This is a genomic window from Chroococcidiopsis sp. SAG 2025, from assembly GCF_032860985.1.
Classification (GTDB): Bacteria; Cyanobacteriota; Cyanobacteriia; order Cyanobacteriales; family Chroococcidiopsidaceae; genus Chroococcidiopsis.
Window position 1 is genome coordinate 4,007,863 of record NZ_JAOCNC010000001.1, and the last position, 26,151, is coordinate 4,034,013.

Below are 26,151 nucleotides of genomic sequence, written 5' to 3' on the forward strand. Positions count from 1 at the left end.
CTCGAAGTCTCCGTCCAATCTTTAGGTAAGTCTGCATCTGAAGTTGAGCGTACCTTAAAACTAGCAGCAATGCAGACAGCTGCTGCCGAAAAGGCGATCGCTCAAGCTGATAATCCGATTAATTTCTTCATGGCAAACCTCCTCAAGTTGCAATTTAAGTGGCATATAGCTTTCGCTTGGGGAAAGCTACACTCGTTCGAGCATTCCGTAGTAGGGTCAATTGACATCAAAGTATGTCGGAGCTAGAACGACTTCTTCTTGCCCTCAGCCGTGCTTCATAAGTTGTGAGATTGCGGTCTTGCAGATTGTAGAAGTAAGGCTCTTGAGTATAGCTGTATGGAGCAATACCAAAAGCTGTACTTGCGATTGGCATCGTCATGTAAGGACGATAAACACCTCTAACTTGCTCTTCATAATCGTTGTCGATTGCCATGTCCTCGCTAAATTCTGGCAAATCTTCGACTTGCTGTTTGGTCAATTGCGGGGCGTACACTCTTTTATCGTCATACTCCCTTCCCGCTCTAAGATTACTTAACTAAAGCACAAATATGTCTAATAAGTAGCTAGGCAGATTTAAACATAAAACGTTCCAGTGTCCATCCCCCTTGTTGACTTCGATTCTCCATGCCCTCAATCATGGCATTCGCTAAATCATACTCGTTATCAAAAATCCTTCCGGCTATTTCATGGGTTTTGAGTTGATGCCACTGCGCTTCAATCAGATTCATATGTGAACTGTATTGGGGGAGAAAAAAGAGATATAGCCCTTTCGACTGCCACTGCTGCCAGTGCTCACGGGCAAGATGACTGGTATGAGCCGAACCATTATCTTGCACCACGACTGTGAGCCGTCCGGTTTGTAGCAATGTCTGCTCACTCTTTTGGGCAAGGAGCGTTCATCACTTTAACATAGCGTTCCTTGTGGAAACTGCCTTGTACCAGAGCATAGTCAAACGACTGCTCTGGTTGCCATATCCCTAGAATACTAATGCGGTCTCCATAGGATTTGACCTGCTCTTCGGTGTTTCTGCTCTCCAATGCGAGAGTAACTATAACTGACTGGACTTTCCAGACAACATCCCGATTCGTCAAGATACTTCAGGTCAATGTACCCTTCACAGGCAGCTAGTTGGAGTGTGTCTAAGTCGGCTTGCTTGAGTGCTTTGTACTCAGGATCTTGTCTGCCCCGTTGCGAGTGTCGAGTCCGCTTCCAACTAAAGCCCTTTTTTTTAGAATGCGGCGAATCCGGTCAGCACTTAGGTTTACCTGTCGTTCTTGCTCTAGCTTCTGGGCTAGCTGTTGACTATTATAGGTTCTGGCTTCTTGCTCTAGGCATTGTTCTAGGTAGGCCATGTCTGCTTCTTGCCATTTGGCTTTAGCTCCTCGTCCACTAGCATCCCATAATCCACCTAACCCTTGCTGCTGCCAACGGCGGATGGTTTCGCGCACTGTCTGCTCTTGGCACTCAAAAATTTCGGCAATCGCTGGCACTACCCATCCTTGAGCATTGAGTCGAAGCATTTGTGCTCGATCTCGGGTACGTTGAGCAACGGTTTTGGCAACCCGAAGTTCACTCAACGTCCGGTCTTCTGACTCTGTCAAAACGATACGTAAAGGAGCAGGCATGAGTGGTCAAAATCAGCAAGTTTTTGGCTTTTCTCTATCTTACGTTTAATTATGCCCTACTACTTACCAATTTGACACCAGCCCAGGAGTCTTTGCAAGCACTTTGGGAAGAGCATTTACAGTACGAGTTTGGCACTCACAGTACTGAAGATGCTCTTGCCACGATGGTTGAAGATGCTTACGTTAACCACATCCCGGTAATGACTGGGGGAGTCGGGAAACCAGCACTGCGCGAGTTTTATTCCAAATACTTCATTCCACAGATGCCGCCGGACATGGAGTTGACCCCAATCTCGCGCACGATCGGGACAGATCAACTCGTGGATGAAATGGTGGCTAAGTTCACTCATACTGTTTGGATGGAATGGATATTACCCGGCGTTGCTCCCACCGGAAAACGGGTGGAGGTGGCATCAGTAGCGATCGTCAAGTTCCGTGACGGCAAGTTAGCTCACGAACACATCTACTGGGATCAGGCGAGCGAATTGGTTCAACTCGGCTTGCTCGATCCTAGTACGTTACCCGTTGTAGGCGTTGAAAGTGCGCGTAAGGCACTCGATCCGAGCTTGCCTTCAAACGCACCGATCGATCGCGCTTAGCAATCGCCTTTACCTACCTATCCTGGAATGAACGAGATTGGAGTTTGGCGCAAATAAAATGGTTGTGCGTCAAACAAGTGTCGGATGTCGCTAAACCATTCCAATTTCTTTGGACGTGTGGCTAAATCTACACATCCACGCCGTCGTAGTTTCCACATACGTTTGCGATCGACGATGAATTTAATCTGGGATTGGTTGTCACTTTACTGGATTACAGAAATCAAGGTTATGCTCAAGCCGCGATCCGGCACTCTTTAGAATAAGCGGCGCAACGCTACGGCAAAAAACGTACTGTTTTACACGCAACTCCTGCTGGTTTTGGGGTGTATCAAAAGATAGGCGATCGAGCAACTGCTTATCTTAAAACTTATGCCTACATGCATCAGCAACCAGGATGAGTAAAATCTCAGCTTAAATTTGAACTTTCCAACAACTAGTAACTAGTTTTTGCAACATAATCTGATACTGAAACAAGTTCGTGCTTCACCACAAAAATCTGACAAATCATTGTAAGAATCACCAAAGCAGTCACGCATTAGAACTGAGTACGCTTTAGAAAGAATCAGGAAGATGAAAGATGAAATTAATCTATCGTGGTGTTACCTACGAGTGTCACCCTTCTGAAACTTCAAAGCACCCATTTCAGAAAGTTCGATCGCTCGCACCGACGGAAATTCCAGGCAGTTTAGCCGTTCATCAGTTGATCTATCGCGGTGTGACCTACTACAAGCTCAGCCATCAAGGAATCACATTTTCAGTCAATGCTTGCTGAAACAGAAGGAAAGCACTACCCGAATTCAAATGGAAATCACACTATGAACATGCTTAACTTCAGGAACAGCATCCGCCTGCTTCTGATTGTCACTCTCTTTTTAGGAACTCTTACCATCACTTCTCTAGGAGCTATCATGAGTACTGCAAATACACAAGTCAACAAGCCCACGATCGTGTTCGTTCATGGTGCATTCGCCGAGTCTTCTAGTTGGAACGGTGTATTGACCAGGCTGATCGCGAAAGGGTATCCGACGGTTGCTGTGGCTAATCCTCTGCGCGGCGTTAAGAGCGACGCAGATTATGTTGCCAGCGCCCTTAAAGATATCAACGGACCCATCGTGCTGGTTGGGCATTCTTACGGAGGCTCGGTCATTACCAATGCCGTCAATGGTAACAGGAATGTGAAAGCACTGGTCTACGTTGCTGGCTTCGCTCCTGAGGCGGGCGAGACTGCCATTGAACTCTCAGGACGTTATCCGGGCAGCACACTCGGACCAACACTCGCGCCACCAGTTGAACTGCCAGATGGTGGTAAAGACCTCTACATTCAGCAGGACAAGTTCCACGCCCAGTTTGCTGCGGATGTGCCCGCTAACAACGCGCAACTGATGGCTAGCACCCAGCGCCCGATTACGGAAGCCGCGCTGAACGAAGCCTCCGGTGCGCCCGCATGGAAATCTACCCCGTCCTGGTTTATTTATGGCGATCGCGACTTGAACATTCCTCCAGCGGCACTGTCTTTCATGGCGAAGCGGGCTAACTCAAAGGAGACCGTTGTTGTGAATGGCGCGTCCCATGTCGTGATGGTTTCCCATTCAGATGCCGTTGCCAAGCTCATCGCTCGTGCTGCAACCGCGCCATAGACGAGGCGTAAACGCATCCGGCTACAAGCATCTTCTCTAATTAGTACTTGAATCTAATGGCATTGACACAAGGAGAAACACAATGATACTGCAAGATAAAGTAGCGTTAGTCACTGGAGGCGCATCGGGAATTGGTCGAGCAACAGCGTTAGCGAAGCTTAACGAAGTTATCGCGTTCGGGGAAGCTGGTGCAAAAGTTGTCTTCTCTGACATACGCAGTGTAGAAGGTGAAGAAACGGCTGATTTGATTCGCGAGACTGGAGCGGAATGCTTGTTCGTGCGATCGGATGTATCGAGTGAGGTGGATGTGCAAGCCTTGGTACAGAAGGTGATCGCCACCTACGGCAAACTGGATTGTGCCTTCAACAATGCTGGAATCGATCTTGTTGTTGCACCGTTGCATGAACAATCGATCGAGGATTTTGACAAGATCGTGTCGATCAATGCACGAGGGCTATTTCTCTGTATGAAATACGAAATTCAGCAGATGCTGACCCAAGGCGCAGGCGCGATCGTGAACAATTCATCAACGAATGGTCTCGTTGCGCTTCCGGGGATCTCTCCCTATGTTGCCAGCAAACATGCAGTGATGGGGCTGACGCGCTCGGCTGCCCTCGATTATGCCAAACAGGGCATTCGGATCAATGCTGTCAATCCGGGTCCGATTGCGACTGACCTCATGGCTCGTAGTGCTGACCAGATGGGCATCACGTTCGATGATCTTGGGTCGATGGTTCCAATGGGTCGGATCGGTCAGGCAACGGAAATTGCTCAAGCGGTTGTGTTTCTCTGCTCTGATGCTGCCAGCTATATTACGGGACAACCTTTAGCGATTGATGGCGGATATACAGCGAGTTAATTTTCGATTTTTGATGGTGGACTCACAGCGAATCGATCCATTTCAGGAGAGAACAAATGGGCTTGATTTTCAAATCGCAACTAAAGGAATTCTATGTCAACTTTTGTCTTGGTTCACGGTTCGTGGCACGATGGTTCTACTTGGAACGCAGTCATCAAACATCTAGAAACTAAAGGACATCTGGCTTTTGCTCCCACAATCGCCGGACATGGTAAAGGCGCGAACAAAAACGTCAACCATGCTCAATGTACGCAATCGATAGTAGATTACATCGTTGGCAAAGACTTAACCGATATCGTCCTCTTAGGACATAGTTTCGGCGGTACAGTTATTGCTAAAGTTGCCGAAGCAATTGGCGATCGCATTCAACGGCTGATTTTTTTCAATGCCTTTGTCCTTAACGATGGGGAAAGCCTCAGAGATAATGTCCCACCCGATTCCCAAGCGTTATTTGACAAACTAGCTGAAGAATCGGACGATAATACGACGATGATGCCGTTTGAGATTTGGCGAGAAGCGTTTCTCAACGATGCTGACCTCGACCTAGCTAAATTCAGTTACGCGCAATTATCGTCTGAGCCGTATCAACCGTGGATTGACAAGTTGGACTTGAAGCAATTTTACTCGCTGCCAATTCCCAAAAGTTACCTCTACTGTACGGAAGACAACTCCCTCCCTCAAGGTGAGCAGTGGGGCTGGCATCCCAAAATGTCTAGCCGCTTGGGGTTATTCCGGTTCGTACAAATGCCAGGGAGTCATGAGGTGATGTTTTCTAATCCTGGCGGCTTAGCAGAAAAAGTTATCGCAGCAGGGCGCGACTAGGAACGGAATTGTATTTTTCCACGTATAACGTACTTCTAATGCCCTAGTGGGACTTTAAAACTTTCTAAGCCCAAATATAGCCGAACTTAGCTCTGTGAGAGGCAAATACATCAACATGCTCATTAAGCCAGCGGACCAAACGAAACTCGACTGCGGTGCGGAATGCCTCCAATGCTTCGGCAAAGGTTTGTAAGGGTTTGGTTGCCCAACGTCTGCGGAATCCGCCGGTCAACTGATGCCAAAGGATGAAGGTGTAAGCGATGAACACTAAAACCCAATGACGCTTCATACTCAGAGCATCCCGAACTTGATACTCACTCAAACCCAACCAGCCCTTGGCTTCTCGATAGAAGACCTCCACCCAGTTGCGAGCAGAATATGTTTGAGCTACCCAAGCCGCACTGACTTGGTTGTCAGAGGCATTGGTGAGAAAGTAATCCACCTCCGTCGCTTGCTCGAAACTAGAGGCATTGAGTTGAATCGCCAGCCAGCGAGTGCCTTCGAGCTTCGGAACGTGAACTGGTAACAGCGCCACCCAAACTGTCCGGGGCTGCTCCAGATTGAGTTGCACAGGTGTGAACTGCTCCACTGCCAAGGTTTGAGCAATAGCTTCTAATCCCTGCTTACGAGCAGACTCATCACCTGATGTTTGAGCAGTAACTTGGCGGTTTTTGGCGATTGCTGCCACGTAAGTTAGGTTTCTCGACTCCAACTGCTTGAGAAAAGGCGTGTTATTACCGTAGCCTGCATCAATTACAGTCACACCCGGTCGATAACCGCGCTTCAAGCATTGGTCAACCAAGTCTAGAGCCAGGTCAGGTTTTTTCTGGAAGTTGGGGTCTGCCTTGCCTTGCTCGAATAAACTTGCGTGTTGATAGAGTGCAACATCTAACGGCAGACGTCGCACTCCATCATACAAGTAGGTAGTCAGCAGCACAATACCATTGTCAGTCTTGCCAATCTCCCCAATGTACTGCCGTCCTACCCCATCAGTAGCCGCACCACTTTTGCGATGTCCCGAATCATCTACAATCAATGTGAAACCTTGACTCGGGGTCGTCTGGCGACACTGGTGCATCACCTCCAACCGCCGATTATTTAGCTTGACTTCATCCCAAGGGGCATTGTTGAGAAAATGTCTGAGGCTGTTGTAGGAGCCATCTACTGTATTTGTGACCAGTTGGCTCAGGTTTTTGCGCTGACTCTCACCCAGCAGTCCCCCTAGATAAACACGAAATTCCTGCCGCTGCTTCTGACGCGAAAATACATCATCAAACCGACGACACCAGTTCTCAAAGCACTGCGGCATCGCTGCTGGTACTTGATCTTTCACCTTACGTTGCTCCTGTCGAGACTGACGTAAAACGCAACTCCTACCCGCATTCTAGCTCAATTTGCTCCATCTTTCTTACAAAGTCCCACTAGTAGAAATCTCTAGCTTGAGCAAGTCAAATAACAGTCAAAAGTCAAAACAAATGCATTGTCAAACTTCAAAATCGAGCGTCCATACGCCAAAAAATTCTACCTGTCGCCCCCTAGGAGCACTCGAGAAAATCTTTTGGTTGTACGACCAAGTTCAACCAGCACATTTTGCCCTGACAGCACAGATTCAAGGAGAATTTAGTAACGAGCAACTCAAGCGTGCTTTGATGCAAGTGCAACAGCGCCATCCATTGCTAAGAGTACGCATCGCATTGGATGAAACCGAACAACCCTGGTTTGTCGAAGAAGTAGCTAATATCCCACTGCGAGTTTTACAGCGACAGTCCGAGCAACACTGGCAACGAGAAGTTGAGACAGAAATTTCTACACCTTTTAACTGGAAGCAAGCACCTTTGATACGTGCAGTCTTGCTACACTCCCCAGAGATTTCAGAATTAATCGTCGTTTACCACCACTCGATTGCTGATGGAACTTCTGGTGCCTATCTCATCCAAGATATTTTGCAAGCGATCGCCGTCCCTAGTACTATCCTCCAGCCTCTACCAATGCCCCTTTCTTTAGAGGAATTGATGCTGGGTAAAGCCGATGCCGCTCTTCCAGACTACCCAGTGGCGCTGCAATTTCAGACTTTAAGCCTCCAGAAACTTCTTCCCGTTCTCGCTTGCTAGCTGGTTCGCTTACCCCAGAGGCGACAGGTGAGTTAATTTCCCGTTGTCGGCAAGAACAAACTAGCGTCCATGCTGCTATTTGTGCTGCATTTCTCTTAGCGATCGCCCGTCAATCTAATTCAAAACAACAGCAGACTCTCAAATGCTTAACCCCGATCGATCTCCAACGGCGTTTCATGTCTGTAACTGATACACAGTTTAGTCTTTACATTAGCGCAGCAATGACTTCGCACGCTTTAACTCCTAATACAAGCGTGTGGGCAGTGGCTCAGTCAGTCAAACAACAATTAAACTCTGCAATGGAACCCGATCGGGTCATGGCAGCAATCCAGCAAACTCAAGCGTGGATGTCTGCGAATCCCAGTGCAATTCAGGTTTGGCAAGGATTTATCGAACAATACGGTGGCGACATTACAGTTACCAATCTCGGACGCTTAGCAATCCCACAACAGTTTGGGCAACTTCAACTGCGGGGGATCTATGGACCCTCTGTAATGCCCAGCAGAGATGACGGTCGCCTGTTAGGAGTTGCAACGGTAGGCGAACGGCTCTGTTTTACGCTCGTTTATCCAGAGTCAGTCCTATCCCCAGCGGCAGCCACTCAACTGCAACAGGAAGCAATGCAGTTGCTTCATACCGCGATCGCGTCAACTTCTGGGCATTTGTAGTCAGTATGCCATTAATAACTCATTCATTGCCTTATGAAAAACCAAGAGAAAACCATTGTTTTCGATCGAGAACGCGCTTCTAACCATGACAAGCAATTCGCTAAACTAGCTCCGATGCGCGTCCGATACGTCTACTCCAGCTTATATGCTAAGCGAACTCCTTGACGAGAAGTTCCTAACAGCTATCTCACTAGCGATTGAAGAGAAATAATGCAAGTACGGTAAACCTCATTAACAACAAAAAAAATGAAAATTAACTCTGTTAGATATCAAGTTTTTCTTCATTTGATGAATAATTTTCAAGCTCAAAAAGTTCAACGTTTGCGTTTACTAAGTTGTTCAATGAACGTAATTGGTATTCACAATTTGAAACCAGAGTTCAAGCAAGAACAATTTAGATACAAACGAATTTACGGTTCTACACAACAATAATCTGTCGAGTAGTCATGTCGTTTTAGGAGAAGAAAATGAAAAAGATAGAAGCGATCGTTCCTACTGAGAGTTTTACTTTAGTTAAAACTGCTCTTGCCAATACCGAAATTATAGATCTGACAGTTTCAACAGTACGTAACTACAATTGCCAAACCAAACAAGTTCAAGGCTATCAAGAGTATGCTCCACGATATGAGCCACAGTTGGTTGAGAAGCAGAGATTTTTTTTGGCAAGCTACGGGATTGTGATGAGTGCATTTGCGACTAAACAGTAACTACCTTACTAGATGGTGCTGACTTGCGGGACAAGAGAGAACCATTATACGTTGAGTGATATCGAAATACCTTTACCGTTGATTTTACAGCAAGGATGGTTAGTAGAGATGGAATGTATGAAAGCAGCCGTACTGACGACATTTGGTGGTGCTGAGAGTTTTGAGATTCAAACTGTGCCCAAGCCAATGCCAAAACCTAATCAGGTTCTAGTAAGGGTGTGTGCGACATCGATCAATCCAGTTGATTATCAGACTCGCCGTGGTGACTATAAAGACTTGGTTCGATTACCAGCAATTATCGGAGTTGACATTTCAGGAGTGATTGAGACAGTTGGAGAGTCAGTGACAGACTTTGAGGTAGGAAGCGAAGTTTATTACTCGCCGCAGATTTTTGGAGAATCTGGCAGCTATGCTCAATATCATGTTGCTGATGCAGGGATTGTTGCGCTTAAGCCTTCTAACTTGTCGCACATTGAAGCAGCGTGTTTTCCGCTTGCAGGAGGGACGGCTTGGGATTGCCTAGTAACGAGAGGCAATCTTCAAGTTGGGGAATCGGTTCTAATTCATGCGGGTGCTGGTGGCGTTGGCTCTCTTGCGATTCAACTTGCAAGAGCGATGGGAGCCTACGTTTTTACAACATGCAGTTCTAAAAATCTCGATTTTGTGAAAAAACTTGGCGCAGATCGAGCCATTGATTACAAAAACGAAGATTACGCGGAAGTTATTTGTCAGGAAACAGACGGGCTAGGTGTTGATTTAGTTTTGGATACGATCGGTGAACAAACAATCCAGCGTAGCCCAGAAATTATTCGCCCATTCGGCAGGCTTGTGAGTATTGTAGACACTGAAACGCCGCAGTCACTCATCGAAGCATGGGGCAAGAATCTGACTATCCATTTTGTTTTCACGCCACAGTACCCAATACGGTTCATTTAAGGCTACGCTGTGCTGAGGATAAAGAAAATAGGAGGATTGGTTCGGGAGGGGGTGGCTCGATGTCTTGGCTTTTTTGAGCGAAACTTGGATACAGGTTTTTTTACAACTCTGGGATTGGTACGAGAAACTCGTTCAGGTAACAGAGTGTCTAAAATCTCTACAGTTAACCAACTTAAAAAAAGGGGAGTTCTTGTGATTGCAAGCGTTGAAATTTCGGGATAGCACGACGAATAACTCGCAATGTCCCAGTGAAACTCAGACGCAAAGGAGTGATACCCGCGCTCTTTGCAGCTTGAAACATCAATAACCGCACAGCCCAGTGTCCTAACAACCACCCGTAAACTTCCTGCACAACTTCACGCGGTTTTTGAGAGCGAATATGAGTTTTTCGTCCTGATAAATGTACTTTGAGTTCATCAATAGTATTTTCTACTTCCCAGCGTTGATGATATTCAATCGCCAGTAGTTGAGCCGGAAATTTCTCCAATTCCAATAAGCTGGTAATTAAGCGATATCTTAGTTGTTCCTCTGGGTTGTCGGTATTACCAATTGTGTATTCAATCACTCGGACTTGTATGGGCTGGCAAGCTTTTGAGCGGAATTTAGCAGGTGGATAAATCCAACTCAGATAAGAACCATCCGCCAGTGGTTCTTCGCACAAAAACTTGACATTTGCGGGAATTCTTCCTAAATAATCGCTACCAGTTGTGACAGTTGCTTGCACCATTGCATAAGAATGTAACCCTCTGTCCCACATCAACAACATCCCTGAACTCACGGAGCGTAATAATCTTAATGCCCGCACTCGTTCTCCTATTCGATATGGACACATCAATGCATCAAAGATTAAATGTGTTCCTGCTTCTACCAAAATGACTAATCGCAGTTTGGGAAATGCGGCTTGTGTGCCAGGACGGCTGCTCGGACGACCAAAAACTCTCGCATTTTCATCGCTGTCTGGCAGATCGAAGCAAGTCCGATCAATTACCACAATTCGCAATCCATTGAGAAATGCTCCTTTGGTATCGGTGCTAGCCATTGGTCGCACCAGTTGATGGAACAATTGACTCATCACCCTTGGACTTAATCGTTGTCGGGCTTGCGTTATTGCTGATTTACAAAAAACTCGCCAGTATTTCCCCACTTTCACCCATGCTTCGCTCAGCCCATCAATTAAGTTTTTCAGCACATCTCTCATCGAATCTCGTGACCACAGACTCATCGCAATTACCAAACAAATTACCAATTGTGCTGGTAACGAGCGTTTACGTTGTTCACAAACTTTAGTTTTAGCGATCGCTTGCTCGATCTCCGTGGATGGGATGGCTGCCTCTATCGCTTTGAACACATCACTACTTTGTATCGTAGGAGACAACAATGAGAAATCCTTCAGATGCACTACACTCACTTTCCATTCTTGGGAACAATGCTTAATTTACAACACTTTGAGCCTTAACTGAACCGTAGTGATCAATGGTAGCGGACGTGTAGAATTCTCGCTTCGTTTATAATTTTCTGGTTGCCGCTAAACACGACTGTTGGACGGATGAAATTAGTGTATGTTGTGTTGATATATAAGGCAACGGCAATAGTAATATGAAAACATGCAAAGTTATTTCCATCTTTTACTTGTTACTCTCCACTAGTCTTTGTGGCTGCCAAATAGAGAGTTTGAATGCACGAGGAATTCAGTCAAGTGTTCCGGCTCCTCAAGGGCTAGAAAATGTAACAAGTGTCCAGCTTGCAAGTATAACTTCAGCACCAGCTAAAACATTATCAATGGCGCTTAGTAAGGACTCGAAGTCTAAAGCGATCCAGACGCGATCGGGACCAGAGGGGTTAGAAGTTGACCTCGTGCGTGCTGGCATCACTGGAAAAATTTTCACTGTCGAACTGCTCTATCGCAACCCAAACAGCGAATACATATCCAATGTCGAGATGCCGATTCAGCAAGTCAGCTATATTGACGATGCAACAGCAAAACGCTATGGCGTGCTTAAAGATGAATCCGGTCAATACTTGGCATCGCCATTAGGAAAGAGAGACAAAACAATCGTGGATTTGGGAGGTTTTTCCAGTGTCAAAAAGTCTAAGGTGGCGTGGTTTAAGTTTCCTGCACCGCCTGCTGGGACAAAGACTGTTTCGATTAACATTCCCGATGTAGGTCCTTACGATGGTATATCGGTACGACCATGAAAGACTTTCTCCTCCAAGCAACTGTCAGCATTTCTGCGACGATATTGGCAAGTTGCAGCGAGCCGAGAAACCAATCTCGTGAAACTCTGCTGCCACCTGCTCTACAAAACGCAGCAGCTCTCTTAGCAAAGTGCTATGGAGCTGTGAATCCAATTCAATCTCAACCCAAATCCAAATCCGTCACCGCACCGAGACTGCTAGAGGATACTAACTTGGCATACTTTGCTAACACGCCTGTAGTATACCGTGGTGGGCGAGGTTTCCAGCTAGCGCGACGTTGCGCTAATTCCTCATCCGATACGTGCAGGTGTAAGGCGCGCGAACGGGCATCAATGGTGATAGTATCCCCTTCTTGTACCAGGGCGATCGCGCCTCCTACAGCGGCTTCTGGGGCGACGTGACCGACGACCATACCGTATGTTCCACCAGAAAAGCGCCCATCCGTGATTAATCCTACCGAGTCTCCCAAGCCAGCGCCGATAATTGCCGAAGTAGGGGCTAGCATTTCTCGCATTCCTGGACCTCCTTTGGGTCCTTCGTAGCGCACGACGATGACATCACCTGCTTGGATCTGTTTTGCCAAAATTGCGGCTAGACAAGCTTCCTCGGATTCAAATACCCGCGCTGGACCCGAAATTTTTGGTAGCTTCACCCCTGTAATTTTTGCCACCGAACCTTCTGTAGCCAAATTTCCCTTCAAAATAGCTAAGTGTCCTTCAGCATAAAGGGGATTTTCCCAAGGACGAATCACATCTTGGTTTGCAGGTGGAGTCTCGGGGACATCGGCTAAAACTTCGGCGATAGTTTGTCCTGTAATTGTCAGCGCATCGCCATGCAATAAACCATGTACGAGCAACATTTTCATCACTAGGGGAATTCCGCCGACTTTGTGCAAGTCTGTTGCAACATATCTACCACTCGGCTTGAGATCGCATAGTACTGGAACGCGGGCGCGGATGGTTTCAAAGTCATCTAGAGTGAGTTCTACTCCAATTGCATGGGCGATCGCCAGTAGGTGTAAAACAGCATTAGTCGAACCACCCACAGCCATGATCGTCGCGATCGCATTTTCAAACGCCTGACGAGTCAGAATTTGACGGGGTAAAAGTTGATTGCGAATCGCTTCAACTAAGACAAAAGCTGATTTTTCCGTACTTTCGGCTTTTTCTGCATCCTCCGCTGCCATTGTGGAAGAATAGGGCAAGCTCATCCCCATTGCTTCAAACGCAGAAGACATTGTATTTGCCGTGTACATTCCACCACAGGAACCAGCCCCAGGACAAGCAAGGCGTTCGACTTCGATTAATTCTGTTTCGTCAATTTTGCCAGCACTGTATTGTCCCACGGCTTCAAACACACTGACGACTGTTAGATCTTTGCCATTGTAGTGCCCTGGTTTAATTGTTCCACCATAGACAAATATTGCTGGGATATTCATCCGCGCCATAGCAATCATCGCCCCTGGCATGTTCTTATCACAGCCGCCGATCGCTAAGACTCCATCCATACTCTGTCCGTTACAGACAGTTTCAATTGAATCGGCAATCACTTCCCGCGATACGAGGGAATATTTCATCCCTTCCGTTCCCATCGAAATACCATCGCTGATGGTAATTGTACCGAACATTTGCGGCATTCCCCCAGAGTTACGCACTCCTGCTTCGGCACGTTTGGTAAGATCGTTAATCCCCATGTTACAAGGGGTAATCGTGCTGTAACTGTTGGAAATACCAACGATGGGTTTGCTAAAATCTGCATCGCCAAAACCGACAGCCCGTAACATAGCACGGTTAGGCGATCGCTGTACGCCTTGGGTAACGACTTGACTTCTGAGGTTGTCCGACATGTTCTATCCTTGAGGATGCGATCGTAGGGGGAGACTTTGTATTGTCGCAAAAAAAGATTGGACTTGGTAACGGAACTTCTTACGATTTAATCATGCCGCAGATAGATACTGACATTTACAGCAAAGATACATAATGATAATGTCGAGAGCGGAAATTTAGTTAAATTTCTTCCTCTCGACAAGGACAGTGAATCGATACGAGATAGTAAAAAGTCTTAATCTTTAGATTCACATCGATCGCGATTGTTGACTGACTAGTGGTAAAAAAGTAGCGATCGCCCTATAGTCTTTTAAGTAGTTGTAAATACTGCTGTTTTTTGACTGTTAACGGTTGACAGTTAAGCGGCATAACGACAAGCTCGCGATTCAATCGGAGCAATTCTATTTGAGTCACGAACCGATTGTAGTAGTTGACAGTTGATAGTTAACGGTTTTCACGCAGTGTAGCATCTACTGTCAGCAATCGCCACGCACGCATTCACGAATCGTTTAGACTCGCTATAGATTTGCGGAAACCAAAAACAAAAATTTCGCCCAAACACATCCTTACGGCTTAGCTCTTTCACCTCTTTTGGTAGGTGCGATCGCGCTTCTCGGGTATTTGGCGAAAATAATTGATGAAATTTTCAAAAAACTCTCGATATTAACTGGCACCGGAGACAGCTACTGCAACAAAGACTAAAGCTGCAACCAAAACTGCACCTGCAACACCACCAATAACGTAGTTACGCTTCTGAGCGTTGCTTGGTGGTTCTGCCGTGTAAACTTTGGGTTCTACAGCAAAGTTATTTAAACGACCGCCTTCTTCGGTGGTATAGGGCATGAATCAAGTCCTTTCTACTTTTCTTTGCTTAACTGTAACAAAAAATAGTAGAAATACTCTCTTACTTTGGTTAAGAAAATTTACATATGCGGGAGTCGATAGGGGCGCTTTCTCTGTGCGCCCGCACAAAAGAGTCGGGAATCGGGGAAACTGGGGCTTTAGCTAGTAACAGTGCCGCTAAGAGGGGAACTAGCGATCGCGTAATCTTTGATTGGTATCCGTCCGGCTAGGTAGGCGAGTCGTCCAGCTTCAGTGGCTAATTTCATACCGCGTGCCATAGCTGGGGGATTTTTAGCTTGAGCGATCGCCGTGTTAATGAGTAAAGCATCTGCTCCCAACTCCATTGCTTGCGCGGCTTCGCTAGGCGTGCCAATTCCCGCATCAACCACCACTGGCACGCCAGCATTTTCAATAATGATTTGAATATTTGCCGTTGTTTTCAGTCCTTGTCCAGAACCAATTGGAGAAGCCAAAGGCATCACAGTCACGCAGCCAGCTTCCTCCAACCGTTTCGCCAGCATCGGATCGGCATTGATGTAAGGTAATACGGCGAAACCTTCCTTCACCAGTTGTTCTGCTGCTTGTAAAGTCCCGATTGGATCGGGCAGCAAATATTTTGGATCGGGAATCACTTCTAACTTGACAAAATTGTTATCTTCTTGTCCTAAAACCTTCGCCATTTCGCGCCCCAAACGAGCAACGCGAATTGCTTCTTCCGCCGTCTGACATCCAGCAGTATTAGGTAACATCCACAGCTTTGTCCAATCCAAAGCCTCGGCTAAATTTTCATGTCCAGGTGCTTTCGTTTGCACTCGCCGCACGGCAACGGTGACAATTTGACAACCGCTAGCAACCACGCTTTGCTGCATCTCTTCTACATTACGATACTTACCAGTACCAGTCATCAAGCGGGAAGAAAAAGTGCGATCAGCAATAACTAAAGGGCGATCGAGGGATTGTTGCTGTGTTAGATCTAAAGTTTGCATTTGTGAATTGTTGGTAATTGGTAATTGGTAATTGGTAATTGGTAATTGGTTGACGGTAAACCCTGGCGCTACACTGCTTAAAGACAGTTGATAGTTAACTGTTGCTGCTCCTCTACTTCCCTGTTCCCCTGCTCTCTCTGCTTTCTGCTCCGACTCCCGTACGGGCGGGTTTTGACTCCTGATTTGCTGTCCAAGGGGTGAATCTTTTGCTAAACCCGCCCCTACGACTCTCAAAAATCGCAAATAACTAAAACTATCTAACAAAGGCTCCGACTTTTGTTCCCAAACTAAGTCAGCAATTAACTTGGCAGTGATGGGTGCGAGGAGAATGCCGTTGCGATAGTGACCAGTGGCTAAGGTAAGATTCGAGCAGGGGCTATTTCCTAAAATGGGTAGTTCATCAGGAGTAGCAGGACGAAAACCCCACCAAAATTCGCGAATCGGATAATCTTGTAATTGGGGATAGATCCGAATAGCGCGTTGCAGTAAAGCTTGAATTCCCGCTGGGGTATTATAAGGCGTAAATCCTACATCTTCGCTGGTAGCACCGATCATAATCCGGCGTTCGCGGCGCGGCACAATGTAAACATCTGGGGCATATAAAACCCGCTGGAGAGTCGCATCAGCGCGATCGCTATCTGGTATTTGTACCGATAGCATTTGCCCTTTTTTCGGACGTACGGGTAAGGGTAACAACTCTGACGACCAAGCACCAGATGCCAGAATATAGCGATCGGCTGGGAAGTTGCCACTCGAAGTCTGAACGCCAATGACTCGCCCTTGATGCTGTAAAATGCCTTCAACAGCAATCCCATCGTGCAAATCTACGCCCAAAGATTCTGCTGCCGACCATAAAGCCAAAGTCAAAGCACGATTATCGACTTGAGCATCTTCGGGATACCACCAACCGCCCTCAACTGCTTCACTCAATCCTGGTTGGTAGAGGTGGATTGCTTCTTTATCAAGATAGTCAGCGGGAGAAGTCGGGAATCGGGAGTCGGGAGTCGGGAGTCGGGAGTCGTTGAAAGTCATCTGTTCGCCCCTCGCCCCTCGCTCCTCGCTCCTCGCTCCTTCATACACAGGCGCGAGAATGCCGCAAGCCCAGTAACCCGTAGGTTTACCGCTAATTTCTTCTAGCTTGCGCGTCCATTCGGGGTAGAGAGATCGCGATCGCCAGCACAGATCTAACATTGCCCCTGGCGGGATTTGTTCGGCTTGAGGTGCTAGCATTCCCGCCGCCGCATGACTTGCCGCAGCATGAAAATCGCGGCAAAGTAAAGTGACAGATGCACCGCGCAATCTTAACTCAACGGCGATCGCCAAACCAACGACCCCGCCACCAATAATTAAAATGTCATTTGTCATTTGTCATTTGTCATTTGTGAGTTAGGCAAGAGGCGAGAAATTGAGCGATCGCTTTACCAGCGGAGCTTTGCCAGCCATTGTGTATGCATTTTGAGTTCTTTCCATAAACAGCTTCCCTCCGCTGGTATTACCCAGTCTCAGGTTCTAAGGGACTATCTCAGCCTGGTTTCCCAGACACCCCTAGCTATATTCGCTCATCCTAGCACTTGAATCAGAGGAAAGTTTAAATTCTGCATTCCACACAATTTCCGTACCTTGTCCCCAAAAACCGTCAAATTTTGTTACCTTTACATCACCTAAAACTTTTGTCTGGCAAGCTAACCTTAAGTTGCGCGTGGGAGAATGGGGAGGAAGGGAGCGACGGGTTTTGTCCTGCCAATTTGGTTCGGAAACTTCGCCTTCAACTAACACCGCACAAGTACCGCAACTACCAATACCGTGACAATTAATAACTTTAGCGCCGCCGTTATACAAGTCAATGTCATGCTTAAGCAAGACTTGACGTAAATTAGCGCCGCGATCGCATTCAAATGTTTTCCCTTGAGCGATTACCTTTACCATCTCTATATTAGTTAGCGACTTCGCCATCTAGTTCTACCTAAAATCAGAATATCGCTTTCTAGAGTTCGAGCTTTCCTGTGTTTGTTCTTTCCCTATGACCGAAGCATTACCTTCTACCTCCAACCCAAACCAGATCTGGATTTACGATACAACCCTGCGCGACGGTACGCAGCGTGAAGGCTTGTCTGTATCCTTAGAAGATAAATTACGCATTGCCCGCCAGCTAGACCAATTGGGCGTTCCCTTTATCGAAGGTGGATGGCCTGGGGCAAATCCTAGAGACGTACAATTCTTCTGGCAGCTGAAGGAAGAACCCCTCAAACAAGCTGAAGTCGTTGCTTTTTGTTCTACCCGTCGCCCCCATGTCAGTGCGGCTGAAGATTCTCTCCTGCAAGCGATTTTGGCTGCCGGAACTCGCTGGGTAACGATCTTTGGCAAATCTTGGGATCTCCACGTTACAGAAGGGCTAAAATGCAGCCTGGAAGAAAATTTAGAGATGATTCGCGATACTGTTGCTTATCTTCGCAGTCAAGGGCGACGAGTCATTTACGATGCCGAACATTGGTTCGATGGCTACAAACACAATCGCGATTATGCCTTAAAAACTTTAGCAGCCGCGATCGCCTCTGGAGCAGAATGGCTTGTCCTGTGTGACACCAACGGCGGGACTCTCCCGCATGAAATTAGTTCTATTGTCCGCGACGTAGCTTCATTTATTTCGGTAGGGGCGCACAGCTGTGCGCCCCTACCACCCCAAATAGGCATTCACACCCACAACGATTCCGATACAGCTGTCGCCAATGCGATCGCGGCTGTGATGGAAGGGGCGAAGATGGTGCAGGGGACGATCAATGGCTATGGAGAACGCTGCGGGAATGCAAACCTCTGTTCTCTCATCCCTAACTTACAGCTCAAACTCGGCTACCAATGCCTTGCTGACGCGCAACTGCCTCAAATAACTGAAGTTAGTCGTTTTGTCAGCGAAGTTGTCAACCTTGCCCCTGACGAACACGCGCCTTTTGTGGGGCGTTCTGCCTTTGCCCATAAGGGAGGTATCCACGTCTCGGCTGTGGAACGCAATCCTCTCACCTACGAACACATCCAACCAGAACAAATCGGCAACCGCCGCCGGATTGTGATTTCTGACCAAGCAGGAATTAGCAATGTTGTCGCTAAAGCCCGTACTTTTGGCATTGAATTAGATAAACATAACCCTACAGCGCGGCAAATTCTGCAACGATTGAAAGAATTAGAAAGTGAAGGCTATCAATTTGAAGCTGCCGAAGCTAGTTTCGATCTCCTCATGCGCGAGGCTTTAGGTAAGCGACAGCATTTTTTTGAAATTAAAGGCTTTCAAGTTCACTGCGATTTAGTCGAAGGACGGAGTAATACTAATGCTTTGGCTACTGTTAAACTGACTGTTAACGGTCAAGATATTCTCGAAGCCGCTGAAGGAAATGGTCCTGTAGCAGCATTAGACAGGGCATTGAGAAAAGCTTTAGTTAACTTTTATCCTCAAATTGCTCAGTTTGAATTGAGCGATTATAAAGTCAGAATTTTAGACGGACACAGCGGTACGGCAGCAAAAACCCGCGTCTTAGTAGAATCAAAAAACGGTCATCAGCGTTGGACGACCGTTGGCGTTTCTCCCAATATTTTAGAAGCTTCCTATCAGGCAGTTGTAGAAGGATTGGAATACGGTTTGATGTTGCATATGATGGCAGAAACAGTATTAAGTACCTCTAGTTAGGCTAAATTTAGCGATTATTCGTTATCCCATTCAATTTCATTTTTTAGTGCCTGTAATGGTGTTAAAAGCAGATCGGCTATGTCCGTTCTTCCTCTAGCCTTGTAGATATCTATAGCTTTTTGAAAATCTGCCACTGCTCCCTGTTTATCTTCTATTCCAGTTCTAGCATGAGCGCGTGCTATATAAGCTTCTGCATAATCTGGATTAAGTTTAATGGCTTGAGTAAAATCTTCAAATGCTTCTTGATAAAATCCTTTTCTACCTCTGTCAAAACCTTGTTGATAAAGTTCGTTGGCTTTCATGAGATTTTTTAAACTCTCACGCCTATTATCTTATAGACAAATTTCTTCAAGTGTAAAAAGTAACTTATTTAAGCTTACTCACCCCATTCAATTTCATTTTTTAGCGCCTGTAATGGTGTTAGAAGCATATCAGCTATGTCCGTTCTTCCTCTAGCTTTGTAGATATCTATAGCTTTTTGGAAATCTGTCACTGCCCCCTGTTTATCTCCTGTTAAAGTTCTAGCATGACTACGGTAAATATAAGCTTCTGCAAAGTCAGGATTGAGATTAATGGCTTGAGTAAAATCGTCAAATGCTTCTTTGTATTGTCCGTTTCTACCTCGATCGCGCCCTTGTTGATAAAGTTCGTTAGCTTTCATGGCAATCCTTAATCTCTGCTCTTCGTTACGCTTCTTACATAATGGGTCAAGGTTAACTACTTTTCCCGATGAATTAATTATATAGCAACCAGGATAATCCTGAGCTATCACTACATTCTGAAAAAGAGATAGAGTTGATATAGCAATAAAAGAAAAGCCAGAAATTAAATGTCTTAGTTTTAGCATTATCTATATTATATTATATTGATTAATTTCATTGTTTTGTAAATTGCAAAATTCGTAAACTTCACTATTTATATATAAGCATAGTAATTTATCTACCTTTTGTAGTAAATCCACTTAAATATTTGCTTACGAGCAGATAAATCCAGCGAAATTTCAGTAAAATTTCGCTGGATTTGTTTGTAAAAACAGCGTTATTTACGAAATAGTTTCTAAACAGCCTGTGAGCTGCAACTATGAATTACTTACAAAAGTTCGCTATATTTATCGGTATCGCAACTGCAATTAATGGCATAACTTTCAAAGCACAAGCTCAATTCTGTGCTGATGCCTCTCAGACAGCACTAACAAAAGCTCGACTAGATGAAATTGCTGGTAATCAAAGTATACCAGTGGGGCAGGCTCCACTAGCCTTTCAAAACTTTGCACTAGCTACTATCAGACCAGGTACTCCAATTCCAGAAAATAAGCGCAAATTTGCATCACCAGAAAGGGAAGCTAAGACGGGTGGTAAATTAAAGAATGTAATACCAGATGGGGTGCTTTCACTTATGGTTTACCCTCCGCTTTTCCCACCGGAAGAATATCAAGACAGTGTTTTCTATGAGGTTAAAGCATTAAGTGGAGGTTTGTTACCACCAAGTTACGACGAATACCAAATTCTTGGCTTCCTTGATGCTCTCCGCAGAAGCGATGCAGGATTAGCAGGAAGAATACCAGCAATTATTTTTCTTACTACCGCAGATGTTAGACAAATTAGTGCTGCAACAGTGGCAGAAGCTACATTTAAAGGTGTAGGTGTCTGGCACTCCATAGGCTGTGAAATTCCAGGTAGTTTCAATAACCTCCAGCTTGGTCAAGCTTCGCTGAGAAATCCTGAAGTATATCTTATCCGCCTCACCTTTCCAGAATTCATAGGTCCTGGAATGCCTGGAAGACTTTTCCTCAATCCACCAAATTCAGATCCAGATTAATTACTAGATTAGAGATTATCTGAGTTATACCTCAATAAAGGCATAGGGCTTAGTGTTACTATTGCCCTATGTACTTAGTTATATTCATTTAAATTACTACTTTTACCGCGTTGTTGCAGTTGAACAAAAATATGACTCTAGAACAGAAAAGAGGCATTGAATCTATTGACTTAAATCAAACTTTTGTTTTCGTTAAAGCTCCAATAGAAACTGTTGCATCAGCCTTCGTTCAAGTAAGACAAGCAGACAGATGGGAACAGGACGTGTACGATCGCGAAATAGTAACTACAGGTCAAGGCTTTATTGTATTTCAATTTAAAGAACAGACTTGGACATCAATATACAACTTCGGTTTTGTACCAGGTCGTACTCCACTTCAAAAAAAGGATGCTCAAACTCTTTCTAACTTGCTACAAACTCGCACAGTTTACTATAGAGTGAGCGATACGGGTGGCTATATTGGATATGAATTATATGAAAATGGCAACTTTATAGAAACGCTAGACTTTGAAGAAGATATTTCTTTTTACTTCCAATCTCAAAATCGTCAGCTTCAACGTGAAGACATGGGAAGTGTATACGGATTTATCTACGATTTTATGGTTGAGCAAGATATTTATATCCCAGCTATACGTCGAGTTGAGAATCAACAAGGTTATTTGCGGCTGCTGGGTCCTGAATTGGAGAATTTAGAGCGCAGTGATTTTGAACGACTAGATTACCTCACGCTAGGATAAAAACATGGTAGAGGCGCACAATTATAAAGGCGCACGGCTGTGCGCCCCTACAATAGAAAAATTAATGCACAGACTCAACTGGTAACTCTGCACCTGCAGGAGAGCGCAAATCTTCTACCATTTCTTGTACGGCAATTGGTGGCGGTGGAGTCAGGCGGGAAACGATCAGGGTAACGATAAAGTTAATCATCATCCCGACAGTGCCGATCCCTTCGGGAGAAATCCCAAATAACCAAGGTTGCATCCCGTAAAACTTCACCCCAACGATGTAGAACAGGGTGAACAATAGACCGACTATAATACCCGCGATCGCGCCTTCTCGATTCGTGCGTTTGTCAAAAATACCCAGAACGATTGCGGGGAAAAAGCTAGCAGCAGCCAACCCAAAGGCAAAAGCCACCACTTGCGCCACAAATCCAGGCGGATTAATCCCAAAATAACCCGCCAGCACGACGGCTAACCCCACCATGATGCGACCGACAAACACCCTTTGGGTTTCCGAGGCGTTGGGATTGATGATGCGGTAGTAAATATCGTGGGCGACAGAACTGGAAATTACCAACAGCAAACCACTAGCTGTAGATAAAGCTGCGGCTAATCCTCCCGCAGCGACAAGTCCAATCACCCAAGGAGCTAACCTAGCCACCTCTGGGGTAGACAAGACAATAATGTCAGGGTCAATCGTGATTTCGCTCGTAGTTTTATCGGGCGTTAACTCAATTCGTCCATCATTATTCTTGTCGTCAAAGGTTAATAACTTGGTTTTTTCCCATTTATTCGCCCAGTCTAACTGTCGCACTTGGGTAATTGGCTGGTTGTGCAAAGTGCTAATTAAATTGTAACGGGCGAAAGTTGCCAAGGCTGGAGCGCTGGTATAAAGTAGGGCGATAAATAACAGCGCCCAGCCAGCTGAATAACGCGCTGCTCTGACGTTAGGAACCGTGTAGAATCTGACAATCACGTGGGGTAATCCTGCCGTCCCCACCATCAAGGCGAGAGTAGTAAACAGCACATCCAGTTGAGAGCGGTTAGCAAATGGTTGCGAGTACTCCTTAAAGCCCAAATCCAACTGAATTTGATTCAGTTTGCCCACAATATCGCTAAAAGTAAATGCCAGTTGCGGCACGGGATTACCAGTGAGAATATAGGCGATCGCTGCTGCTGGAATCAGATAAGCCACAATCAAAACACCATACTGGGCAACTTGCGTCCAGGTAATACCTTTCATCCCCCCCAAAACTGAGAAGAACGCCACTACCACCATCCCGATAATCACGCCCGTTTCGATATTAACTTGGAGAAAGCGGCTGAAAACAATTCCGACACCCCGCATCTGTCCGGCGACATAAGTTAAAGAGACAAATAAAGCAGCAACAACCGCGACTAACCTAGCAGCATTAGAATAATAGCGATCGCCGACAAAATCCGGCACGGTATACTTCCCGAACTTGCGCAGATATGGAGCAAGTAGGAGTGCCAGCAGCACGTAACCGCCAGTCCAACCCATCAGATAAATCGAGCCATCGTAGCCCAGAGTCGAAATTAACCCCGCCATTGAGATGAAAGAAGCTGCGGACATCCAATCAGCCGCCGTTGCAGCTCCATTGGCGATTTGGGGGACACCTTGCCCAGCGACGTAAAAGCCGGAACTATCTTTGACGCGCGATCGCCACCCGATGTAGAGATACAGTAGGAAAGAGAGGGCAACTAAAATAATCGTCCAAAGTTCTGCTGACATGATTTTCCCTCACTTCCTAATCCCATATTTGCGATCGAGCTTGTCCATTTGAAACGCATAGATAAAAATCAAGACGACAAAAGTTAAGATCGAGCCTTGTTGTGCCATCCAAAAGCCTAGAGGAACGCTTCCAAGTCGGATTGCATTCAACGGCTGTGCTAACAGAATGCTAAACACCAGGGATACCAGCGCCCAAACAATTAATAGATTCCGAATTAAAGCCGTGTTTGCCCGCCAATAGGCTTCTTGTCTATCTCTATCCATAGTTTTATAAATTGAATTTGTGAAATGATATGAATTAAGATGTAAAAACGCAAGGCTTTGATTGTAAAAACAGTTTAAAACTTAACAATCTAATCGATACACAAAACATTTGCTTTTCAGTTGCAAGAAAGCATGAATTAACTGACAAAGAAATTAAAACTTCAAGACAAGTAAACTGAGGCAACGGCAATTTTTTGGTATAACGGCGACTTCATCAAAACAAATGTCATCGAGTTAGCGGTTGACGATCCAGGACTCTTGTATGGAGCAACCGTGTTTACTACGCTACGAGTTTATTGTCAGTCGCTCGATCGCCCCTTAACGAACTGGAAAAGGCATTGCGATCGCCTCCGCTCTAGCATTCAATTCTTAGACTGGCAAGAACCAAACTGGCAGAAAGTTCGACAAGGAGCAGAAATCTTACTGCAAGATTTTCCCGTATTGAGAGTCACAATATTTCCTGACGGTAGAGAGTGGATAACTGGGCGATCGCTACCAACGGACTTGACAGAAAAGCAAAGACATGGAGTAGCAGCTAGCTTAATATCTGGAGAAGAATTTCACCGCTTTCTCCCCACTCACAAAACAGGCAACTACTTAGGCGCATGGCTAGCTAAGACAAAAGCCCAACACATGACAGCCAACGAAGCAATTCTTGTCGATGCCAACGGTAACTGGCTGGAAACCAGTACGGGTAATTTGTGGGGATGGCAAGACGGTTGCTGGTGGACACCACCACTAGAAGCAGAAATCTTACCAGGAGTCATGCGATCGCAACTCATGGACTGGCTCAAAAATCAAAACCAACCAATTATTGAAAAACGCTGGACACCAGACGTAGTTGCCAAAATGGAAGCGATCGCCTATAGCAACAGCATTGTAGAACTCATTCCCATCCATAGCGTATTTGAGGAGCGAGGGCAAGAAAAAATGAATCAGCTAAACTACAACCCCCATCATCCAGCCTTTGAGCAACTACGCAAATTGTTTGCAGACTAACTCTCAGCGCCTTCCTCTTCGCGCCTTAGCGCCTTTGCGTGACATTATCCTCTCCCACTCCCATAAAGAGAAGCCCCACCCGCCGCAACCGTCACCAACGCGATCGCCATTATTGCCCGTAACTCCAAAGTTTCCCGCAAAACAAGAAAACCAATGACAGCCGCCGCCACAGGCTCCAAACTCAACAACACGCCAAACACCCTTACAGGTAGCCACCGTAACGCCTCTAGCTCAAACGAGTACGGAATCGCCGAAGAAAGAATCGCCACTCCAAACCCGATAAATAACATTTGTGGATTTAACAGCGCCGAGCCACCCGTAACAATTCCCATTGGCAACATAACGATCGCCGCCACTGCCATCGCCAAAGCCAGCCCCACGCCTCCAGGTACAACCCGCCCTACTTTGGCAGAAAGGAGAATATAAGCCGCCCAAAATCCCCCCGCTGTCAGCGCCAAAATAATTCCAGCAAGATTGACAGTCAAACCACCAATCGGAGCCAGCAACGCGATACCGCATCCAGCCAGCAACACCCACAACAGATCGAGCAAGCGCCGAGAATTAGCGATCGCCACTCCTAAGGGACCGATAAACTCCAGCGCTACCGCAATTCCAATTGGAATCCGCTCGATTGCCAGATAAAATGAGAGATTCATCAAACCCAAAGACAAACCAAACAAAATCAGCACCCCGTAGTTCTGGCGCTGAATGCCCTTAATTTGCGATCGCCACAGCACCAGCAACACCAACGCTGCAAAACCCACCCGTAACAGCACCACAGCAGCAGGACTAAGTGTATTAAATAATGTTTTCGCGATCGCCGAACCTAACTGAGTCGAGGCGATCGACAGCAGCACCAAACTTGTAGGCGATAGAGTAGGCTGAGAACCAATCTTTTTCATCGTTCACCAACATCGTCGATCGAAGTGCGATCGCGTCACCCCAATCCACCATAATTCAGCATCAGCCGCCGCAACAAATCACCCCTAAGAATAGTGGTGCGTGGTGCGTGGTGTGTGGTGCGGTGCGTGAAAAGAGGTAAAAGTGAGAGATAAAAAGTACATTCTTTCCCTCGCTCCTCGCTCCTCACTCCTCGCTCCTCA

The 26,151-nt window shown here is 46.1% G+C and carries 29 protein-coding genes, 3 pseudogenes and 1 riboswitch; of the genes and pseudogenes, 17 read left to right on the plus strand and 15 right to left on the minus strand.

Annotation, left to right across the window (positions count from 1 at the left end):
- Window positions 1-69 precede the first annotated feature (69 nt).
- The gene (locus N4J56_RS19350; protein ID WP_317107924.1) at window positions 70-246 is read left to right on the plus strand and encodes a hypothetical protein; all 177 of its coding nucleotides are present in this window, start codon (window positions 70-72) and stop codon (window positions 244-246) included.
- On the opposite strand, the gene N4J56_RS19355 is transcribed toward N4J56_RS19350, so the two are convergent.
- The gene (locus N4J56_RS19355; protein WP_317107925.1) at window positions 227-493 is read right to left on the minus strand and encodes a hypothetical protein; all 267 of its coding nucleotides are present in this window, start codon (window positions 491-493) and stop codon (window positions 227-229) included. The two genes, N4J56_RS19350 and N4J56_RS19355, sit on opposite strands and share 20 nt — an antisense overlap.
- 70 nt (window positions 494-563) lie before the next feature.
- Window positions 564-1,626 (minus strand): annotated as a pseudogene (locus tag N4J56_RS19360) (IS630 family transposase).
- An 11-nt stretch (window positions 1,627-1,637) separates the two neighbouring features.
- On the opposite strand from N4J56_RS19360, the gene N4J56_RS19365 reads away from it, so the two are divergent.
- From N4J56_RS19365 to N4J56_RS19390, 6 genes are all read left to right on the plus strand, one after another.
- Window positions 1,638-2,225: an ester cyclase gene (locus N4J56_RS19365; RefSeq protein ID WP_410500540.1), complete on the plus strand. Its 588-nt coding sequence runs from the start codon at window positions 1,638-1,640 to the stop codon at window positions 2,223-2,225.
- A 117-nt stretch (window positions 2,226-2,342) separates the two neighbouring features.
- Window positions 2,343-2,483 carry a hypothetical protein gene (locus N4J56_RS19370; protein ID WP_317107927.1) on the plus strand — a complete coding sequence of 47 codons (141 nt, stop codon included), beginning with the start codon at window positions 2,343-2,345 and terminating at the stop codon, window positions 2,481-2,483.
- Between the two features lie 319 nt (window positions 2,484-2,802).
- Window positions 2,803-2,997 carry a DUF4278 domain-containing protein gene (locus tag N4J56_RS19375; protein ID WP_317107928.1) on the plus strand — a complete coding sequence of 65 codons (195 nt, stop codon included), beginning with the start codon at window positions 2,803-2,805 and terminating at the stop codon, window positions 2,995-2,997.
- Window positions 2,998-3,133: 136 nt separating this feature from the next.
- The gene (locus tag N4J56_RS19380; protein WP_410500541.1) at window positions 3,134-3,862 is read left to right on the plus strand and encodes an alpha/beta fold hydrolase; all 729 of its coding nucleotides are present in this window, start codon (window positions 3,134-3,136) and stop codon (window positions 3,860-3,862) included.
- 82 nt (window positions 3,863-3,944) lie between these two features.
- Window positions 3,945-4,721, plus strand: coding sequence for an SDR family oxidoreductase (locus N4J56_RS19385; protein ID WP_317107930.1), 777 nt, complete (start codon window positions 3,945-3,947; stop codon window positions 4,719-4,721).
- Between the two features lie 93 nt (window positions 4,722-4,814).
- Complete coding sequence (locus N4J56_RS19390; RefSeq protein ID WP_317107931.1) at window positions 4,815-5,543, plus strand: alpha/beta hydrolase; 729 nt, start codon at window positions 4,815-4,817, stop codon at window positions 5,541-5,543.
- A gap of 64 nt (window positions 5,544-5,607) precedes the next feature.
- On the opposite strand, the gene N4J56_RS19395 is transcribed toward N4J56_RS19390, so the two are convergent.
- Window positions 5,608-6,876, minus strand: a complete 1,269-nt coding sequence (locus N4J56_RS19395) for an IS701 family transposase (RefSeq protein WP_317104593.1) — start codon at window positions 6,874-6,876, stop codon at window positions 5,608-5,610.
- 229 nt (window positions 6,877-7,105) lie between these two features.
- On the opposite strand from N4J56_RS19395, the gene N4J56_RS19400 reads away from it, so the two are divergent.
- From N4J56_RS19400 to N4J56_RS19420, 5 genes are all read left to right on the plus strand, one after another.
- Window positions 7,106-7,654, plus strand: a complete 549-nt coding sequence (locus N4J56_RS19400; RefSeq protein ID WP_317107932.1) for a condensation domain-containing protein — start codon at window positions 7,106-7,108, stop codon at window positions 7,652-7,654.
- Complete coding sequence (locus N4J56_RS19405; protein WP_317107933.1) at window positions 7,648-8,322, plus strand: phthiocerol/phthiodiolone dimycocerosyl transferase family protein; 675 nt, start codon at window positions 7,648-7,650, stop codon at window positions 8,320-8,322. The genes N4J56_RS19400 and N4J56_RS19405 overlap by 7 nt, the downstream gene beginning before the upstream one ends.
- A 33-nt stretch (window positions 8,323-8,355) precedes the next feature.
- Complete coding sequence (locus N4J56_RS19410) at window positions 8,356-8,487, plus strand: hypothetical protein (RefSeq protein WP_317107934.1); 132 nt, start codon at window positions 8,356-8,358, stop codon at window positions 8,485-8,487.
- A gap of 302 nt (window positions 8,488-8,789) precedes the next feature.
- Window positions 8,790-9,029, plus strand: a complete 240-nt coding sequence (locus N4J56_RS19415) for a P-II family nitrogen regulator (RefSeq protein ID WP_317107935.1) — start codon at window positions 8,790-8,792, stop codon at window positions 9,027-9,029.
- A 108-nt stretch (window positions 9,030-9,137) separates the two neighbouring features.
- Window positions 9,138-9,965, plus strand: a complete 828-nt coding sequence (locus N4J56_RS19420) for a zinc-dependent alcohol dehydrogenase family protein (RefSeq protein ID WP_410500542.1) — start codon at window positions 9,138-9,140, stop codon at window positions 9,963-9,965.
- A gap of 172 nt (window positions 9,966-10,137) precedes the next feature.
- Here the strand turns inward: N4J56_RS19420 and N4J56_RS19425 are convergent, their stop codons facing one another.
- Window positions 10,138-11,274, minus strand: a complete 1,137-nt coding sequence (locus N4J56_RS19425) for an IS4 family transposase (RefSeq protein ID WP_410500401.1) — start codon at window positions 11,272-11,274, stop codon at window positions 10,138-10,140.
- A 470-nt stretch (window positions 11,275-11,744) separates the two neighbouring features.
- On the opposite strand from N4J56_RS19425, the gene N4J56_RS19430 reads away from it, so the two are divergent.
- Complete coding sequence (locus N4J56_RS19430) at window positions 11,745-12,161, plus strand: hypothetical protein (RefSeq protein ID WP_317107937.1); 417 nt, start codon at window positions 11,745-11,747, stop codon at window positions 12,159-12,161.
- 160 nt (window positions 12,162-12,321) lie between these two features.
- On the opposite strand, the gene ilvD is transcribed toward N4J56_RS19430, so the two are convergent.
- The 5 genes and pseudogenes from ilvD to N4J56_RS19450 form a co-directional block, all read right to left on the minus strand.
- Window positions 12,322-14,007, minus strand: a complete 1,686-nt coding sequence (gene ilvD / locus N4J56_RS19435; RefSeq protein ID WP_317107938.1) for a dihydroxy-acid dehydratase — start codon at window positions 14,005-14,007, stop codon at window positions 12,322-12,324.
- A gap of 643 nt (window positions 14,008-14,650) precedes the next feature.
- Window positions 14,651-14,830, minus strand: a complete 180-nt coding sequence (gene psb34, locus N4J56_RS19440; RefSeq protein ID WP_317107939.1) for a photosystem II assembly protein Psb34 — start codon at window positions 14,828-14,830, stop codon at window positions 14,651-14,653.
- Window positions 14,831-14,988: 158 nt separating this feature from the next.
- Window positions 14,989-15,783 (minus strand): annotated as a pseudogene (locus N4J56_RS41115) (thiazole synthase); the annotation flags it as partial.
- A 270-nt stretch (window positions 15,784-16,053) separates the two neighbouring features.
- Window positions 16,054-17,181: pseudogene (gene thiO, locus N4J56_RS41120) on the minus strand (glycine oxidase ThiO); the annotation flags it as partial.
- A 96-nt stretch (window positions 17,182-17,277) separates the two neighbouring features.
- A riboswitch (TPP riboswitch) is annotated at window positions 17,278-17,373 on the minus strand.
- On the minus strand, window positions 17,362-17,742 hold the full coding sequence (locus tag N4J56_RS19450) for a 2Fe-2S iron-sulfur cluster-binding protein (RefSeq protein WP_410500543.1): 381 nt from the start codon (window positions 17,740-17,742) through the stop codon (window positions 17,362-17,364). Its footprint overlaps the riboswitch before it by 12 nt.
- A 94-nt stretch (window positions 17,743-17,836) precedes the next feature.
- Here N4J56_RS19450 and cimA point away from each other — a divergent pair, with 94 nt between their 5' ends.
- On the plus strand, window positions 17,837-19,492 hold the full coding sequence (gene cimA / locus N4J56_RS19455) for a citramalate synthase (protein ID WP_317107942.1): 1,656 nt from the start codon (window positions 17,837-17,839) through the stop codon (window positions 19,490-19,492).
- Between the two features lie 14 nt (window positions 19,493-19,506).
- Here cimA and N4J56_RS19460 read toward each other — a convergent pair whose 3' ends face one another.
- Window positions 19,507-19,794, minus strand: a complete 288-nt coding sequence (locus tag N4J56_RS19460) for a tetratricopeptide repeat protein (protein WP_317107943.1) — start codon at window positions 19,792-19,794, stop codon at window positions 19,507-19,509.
- A gap of 74 nt (window positions 19,795-19,868) precedes the next feature.
- Window positions 19,869-20,153: a tetratricopeptide repeat protein gene (locus N4J56_RS19465; protein ID WP_317107944.1), complete on the minus strand. Its 285-nt coding sequence runs from the start codon at window positions 20,151-20,153 to the stop codon at window positions 19,869-19,871.
- Window positions 20,154-20,572: 419 nt separating this feature from the next.
- On the opposite strand from N4J56_RS19465, the gene N4J56_RS19470 reads away from it, so the two are divergent.
- Both N4J56_RS19470 and N4J56_RS19475 read left to right on the plus strand, forming a co-directional pair.
- Window positions 20,573-21,310: a hypothetical protein gene (locus tag N4J56_RS19470; protein ID WP_039716356.1), complete on the plus strand. Its 738-nt coding sequence runs from the start codon at window positions 20,573-20,575 to the stop codon at window positions 21,308-21,310.
- A gap of 131 nt (window positions 21,311-21,441) precedes the next feature.
- Window positions 21,442-22,047 carry a hypothetical protein gene (locus tag N4J56_RS19475; protein ID WP_317107945.1) on the plus strand — a complete coding sequence of 202 codons (606 nt, stop codon included), beginning with the start codon at window positions 21,442-21,444 and terminating at the stop codon, window positions 22,045-22,047.
- A gap of 61 nt (window positions 22,048-22,108) precedes the next feature.
- Here N4J56_RS19475 and N4J56_RS19480 read toward each other — a convergent pair whose 3' ends face one another.
- Complete coding sequence (locus tag N4J56_RS19480; RefSeq protein ID WP_317107946.1) at window positions 22,109-23,785, minus strand: sodium:solute symporter family protein; 1,677 nt, start codon at window positions 23,783-23,785, stop codon at window positions 22,109-22,111.
- A gap of 9 nt (window positions 23,786-23,794) precedes the next feature.
- Window positions 23,795-24,049, minus strand: a complete 255-nt coding sequence (locus N4J56_RS19485) for a DUF4212 domain-containing protein (RefSeq protein ID WP_015156119.1) — start codon at window positions 24,047-24,049, stop codon at window positions 23,795-23,797.
- A gap of 189 nt (window positions 24,050-24,238) precedes the next feature.
- On the opposite strand from N4J56_RS19485, the gene N4J56_RS19490 reads away from it, so the two are divergent.
- Entirely contained in the window at window positions 24,239-25,048 is an 810-nt protein-coding gene (locus tag N4J56_RS19490) for an aminotransferase class IV (protein WP_410500544.1), read from the plus strand.
- 44 nt (window positions 25,049-25,092) lie between these two features.
- On the opposite strand, the gene N4J56_RS19495 is transcribed toward N4J56_RS19490, so the two are convergent.
- Both N4J56_RS19495 and N4J56_RS19500 read right to left on the minus strand, forming a co-directional pair.
- Window positions 25,093-25,950: an EamA family transporter gene (locus tag N4J56_RS19495; protein ID WP_317107948.1), complete on the minus strand. Its 858-nt coding sequence runs from the start codon at window positions 25,948-25,950 to the stop codon at window positions 25,093-25,095.
- Between the two features lie 35 nt (window positions 25,951-25,985).
- A complete protein-coding gene (locus tag N4J56_RS19500) occupies window positions 25,986-26,138 on the minus strand; it encodes a hypothetical protein (protein WP_317107949.1) in 153 nt (50 codons plus the stop codon).
- Between the last annotated feature and the right edge of the window lie 13 nt (window positions 26,139-26,151).

What these genes read in the sequence shown, in the direction of transcription:
- N4J56_RS19350 (WP_317107924.1), top strand. Translation starts at nt 70, where the DNA reads ATGCAGACAGCTGCTGCCGAAAAGGCGATCGCTCAAGCTGATAATCCG.
- N4J56_RS19375 (WP_317107928.1), top strand. Translation starts at nt 2,803, where the DNA reads ATGAAATTAATCTATCGTGGTGTTACCTACGAGTGTCACCCTTCTGAA.
- N4J56_RS19380 (WP_410500541.1), top strand. Translation starts at nt 3,134, where the DNA reads ATGAGTACTGCAAATACACAAGTCAACAAGCCCACGATCGTGTTCGTT.
- N4J56_RS19385 (WP_317107930.1), top strand. Translation starts at nt 3,945, where the DNA reads ATGATACTGCAAGATAAAGTAGCGTTAGTCACTGGAGGCGCATCGGGA.
- N4J56_RS19390 (WP_317107931.1), top strand. Translation starts at nt 4,815, where the DNA reads ATGTCAACTTTTGTCTTGGTTCACGGTTCGTGGCACGATGGTTCTACT.
- N4J56_RS19410 (WP_317107934.1), top strand. Translation starts at nt 8,356, where the DNA reads ATGAAAAACCAAGAGAAAACCATTGTTTTCGATCGAGAACGCGCTTCT.
- N4J56_RS19415 (WP_317107935.1), top strand. Translation starts at nt 8,790, where the DNA reads ATGAAAAAGATAGAAGCGATCGTTCCTACTGAGAGTTTTACTTTAGTT.
- N4J56_RS19420 (WP_410500542.1), top strand. Translation starts at nt 9,138, where the DNA reads ATGGAATGTATGAAAGCAGCCGTACTGACGACATTTGGTGGTGCTGAG.
- N4J56_RS19430 (WP_317107937.1), top strand. Translation starts at nt 11,745, where the DNA reads ATGGCGCTTAGTAAGGACTCGAAGTCTAAAGCGATCCAGACGCGATCG.
- ilvD (WP_317107938.1), bottom strand. Translation starts at nt 14,007, where the DNA reads ATGTCGGACAACCTCAGAAGTCAAGTCGTTACCCAAGGCGTACAGCGA.
- psb34 (WP_317107939.1), bottom strand. Translation starts at nt 14,830, where the DNA reads ATGCCCTATACCACCGAAGAAGGCGGTCGTTTAAATAACTTTGCTGTA.
- N4J56_RS19450 (WP_410500543.1), bottom strand. Translation starts at nt 17,742, where the DNA reads ATGGTAAAGGTAATCGCTCAAGGGAAAACATTTGAATGCGATCGCGGC.
- cimA (WP_317107942.1), top strand. Translation starts at nt 17,837, where the DNA reads ATGACCGAAGCATTACCTTCTACCTCCAACCCAAACCAGATCTGGATT.
- N4J56_RS19460 (WP_317107943.1), bottom strand. Translation starts at nt 19,794, where the DNA reads ATGAAAGCCAACGAACTTTATCAACAAGGTTTTGACAGAGGTAGAAAA.
- N4J56_RS19465 (WP_317107944.1), bottom strand. Translation starts at nt 20,153, where the DNA reads ATGAAAGCTAACGAACTTTATCAACAAGGGCGCGATCGAGGTAGAAAC.
- N4J56_RS19470 (WP_039716356.1), top strand. Translation starts at nt 20,573, where the DNA reads ATGAATTACTTACAAAAGTTCGCTATATTTATCGGTATCGCAACTGCA.
- N4J56_RS19475 (WP_317107945.1), top strand. Translation starts at nt 21,442, where the DNA reads ATGACTCTAGAACAGAAAAGAGGCATTGAATCTATTGACTTAAATCAA.
- N4J56_RS19480 (WP_317107946.1), bottom strand. Translation starts at nt 23,785, where the DNA reads ATGTCAGCAGAACTTTGGACGATTATTTTAGTTGCCCTCTCTTTCCTA.
- N4J56_RS19485 (WP_015156119.1), bottom strand. Translation starts at nt 24,049, where the DNA reads ATGGATAGAGATAGACAAGAAGCCTATTGGCGGGCAAACACGGCTTTA.
- N4J56_RS19495 (WP_317107948.1), bottom strand. Translation starts at nt 25,950, where the DNA reads ATGAAAAAGATTGGTTCTCAGCCTACTCTATCGCCTACAAGTTTGGTG.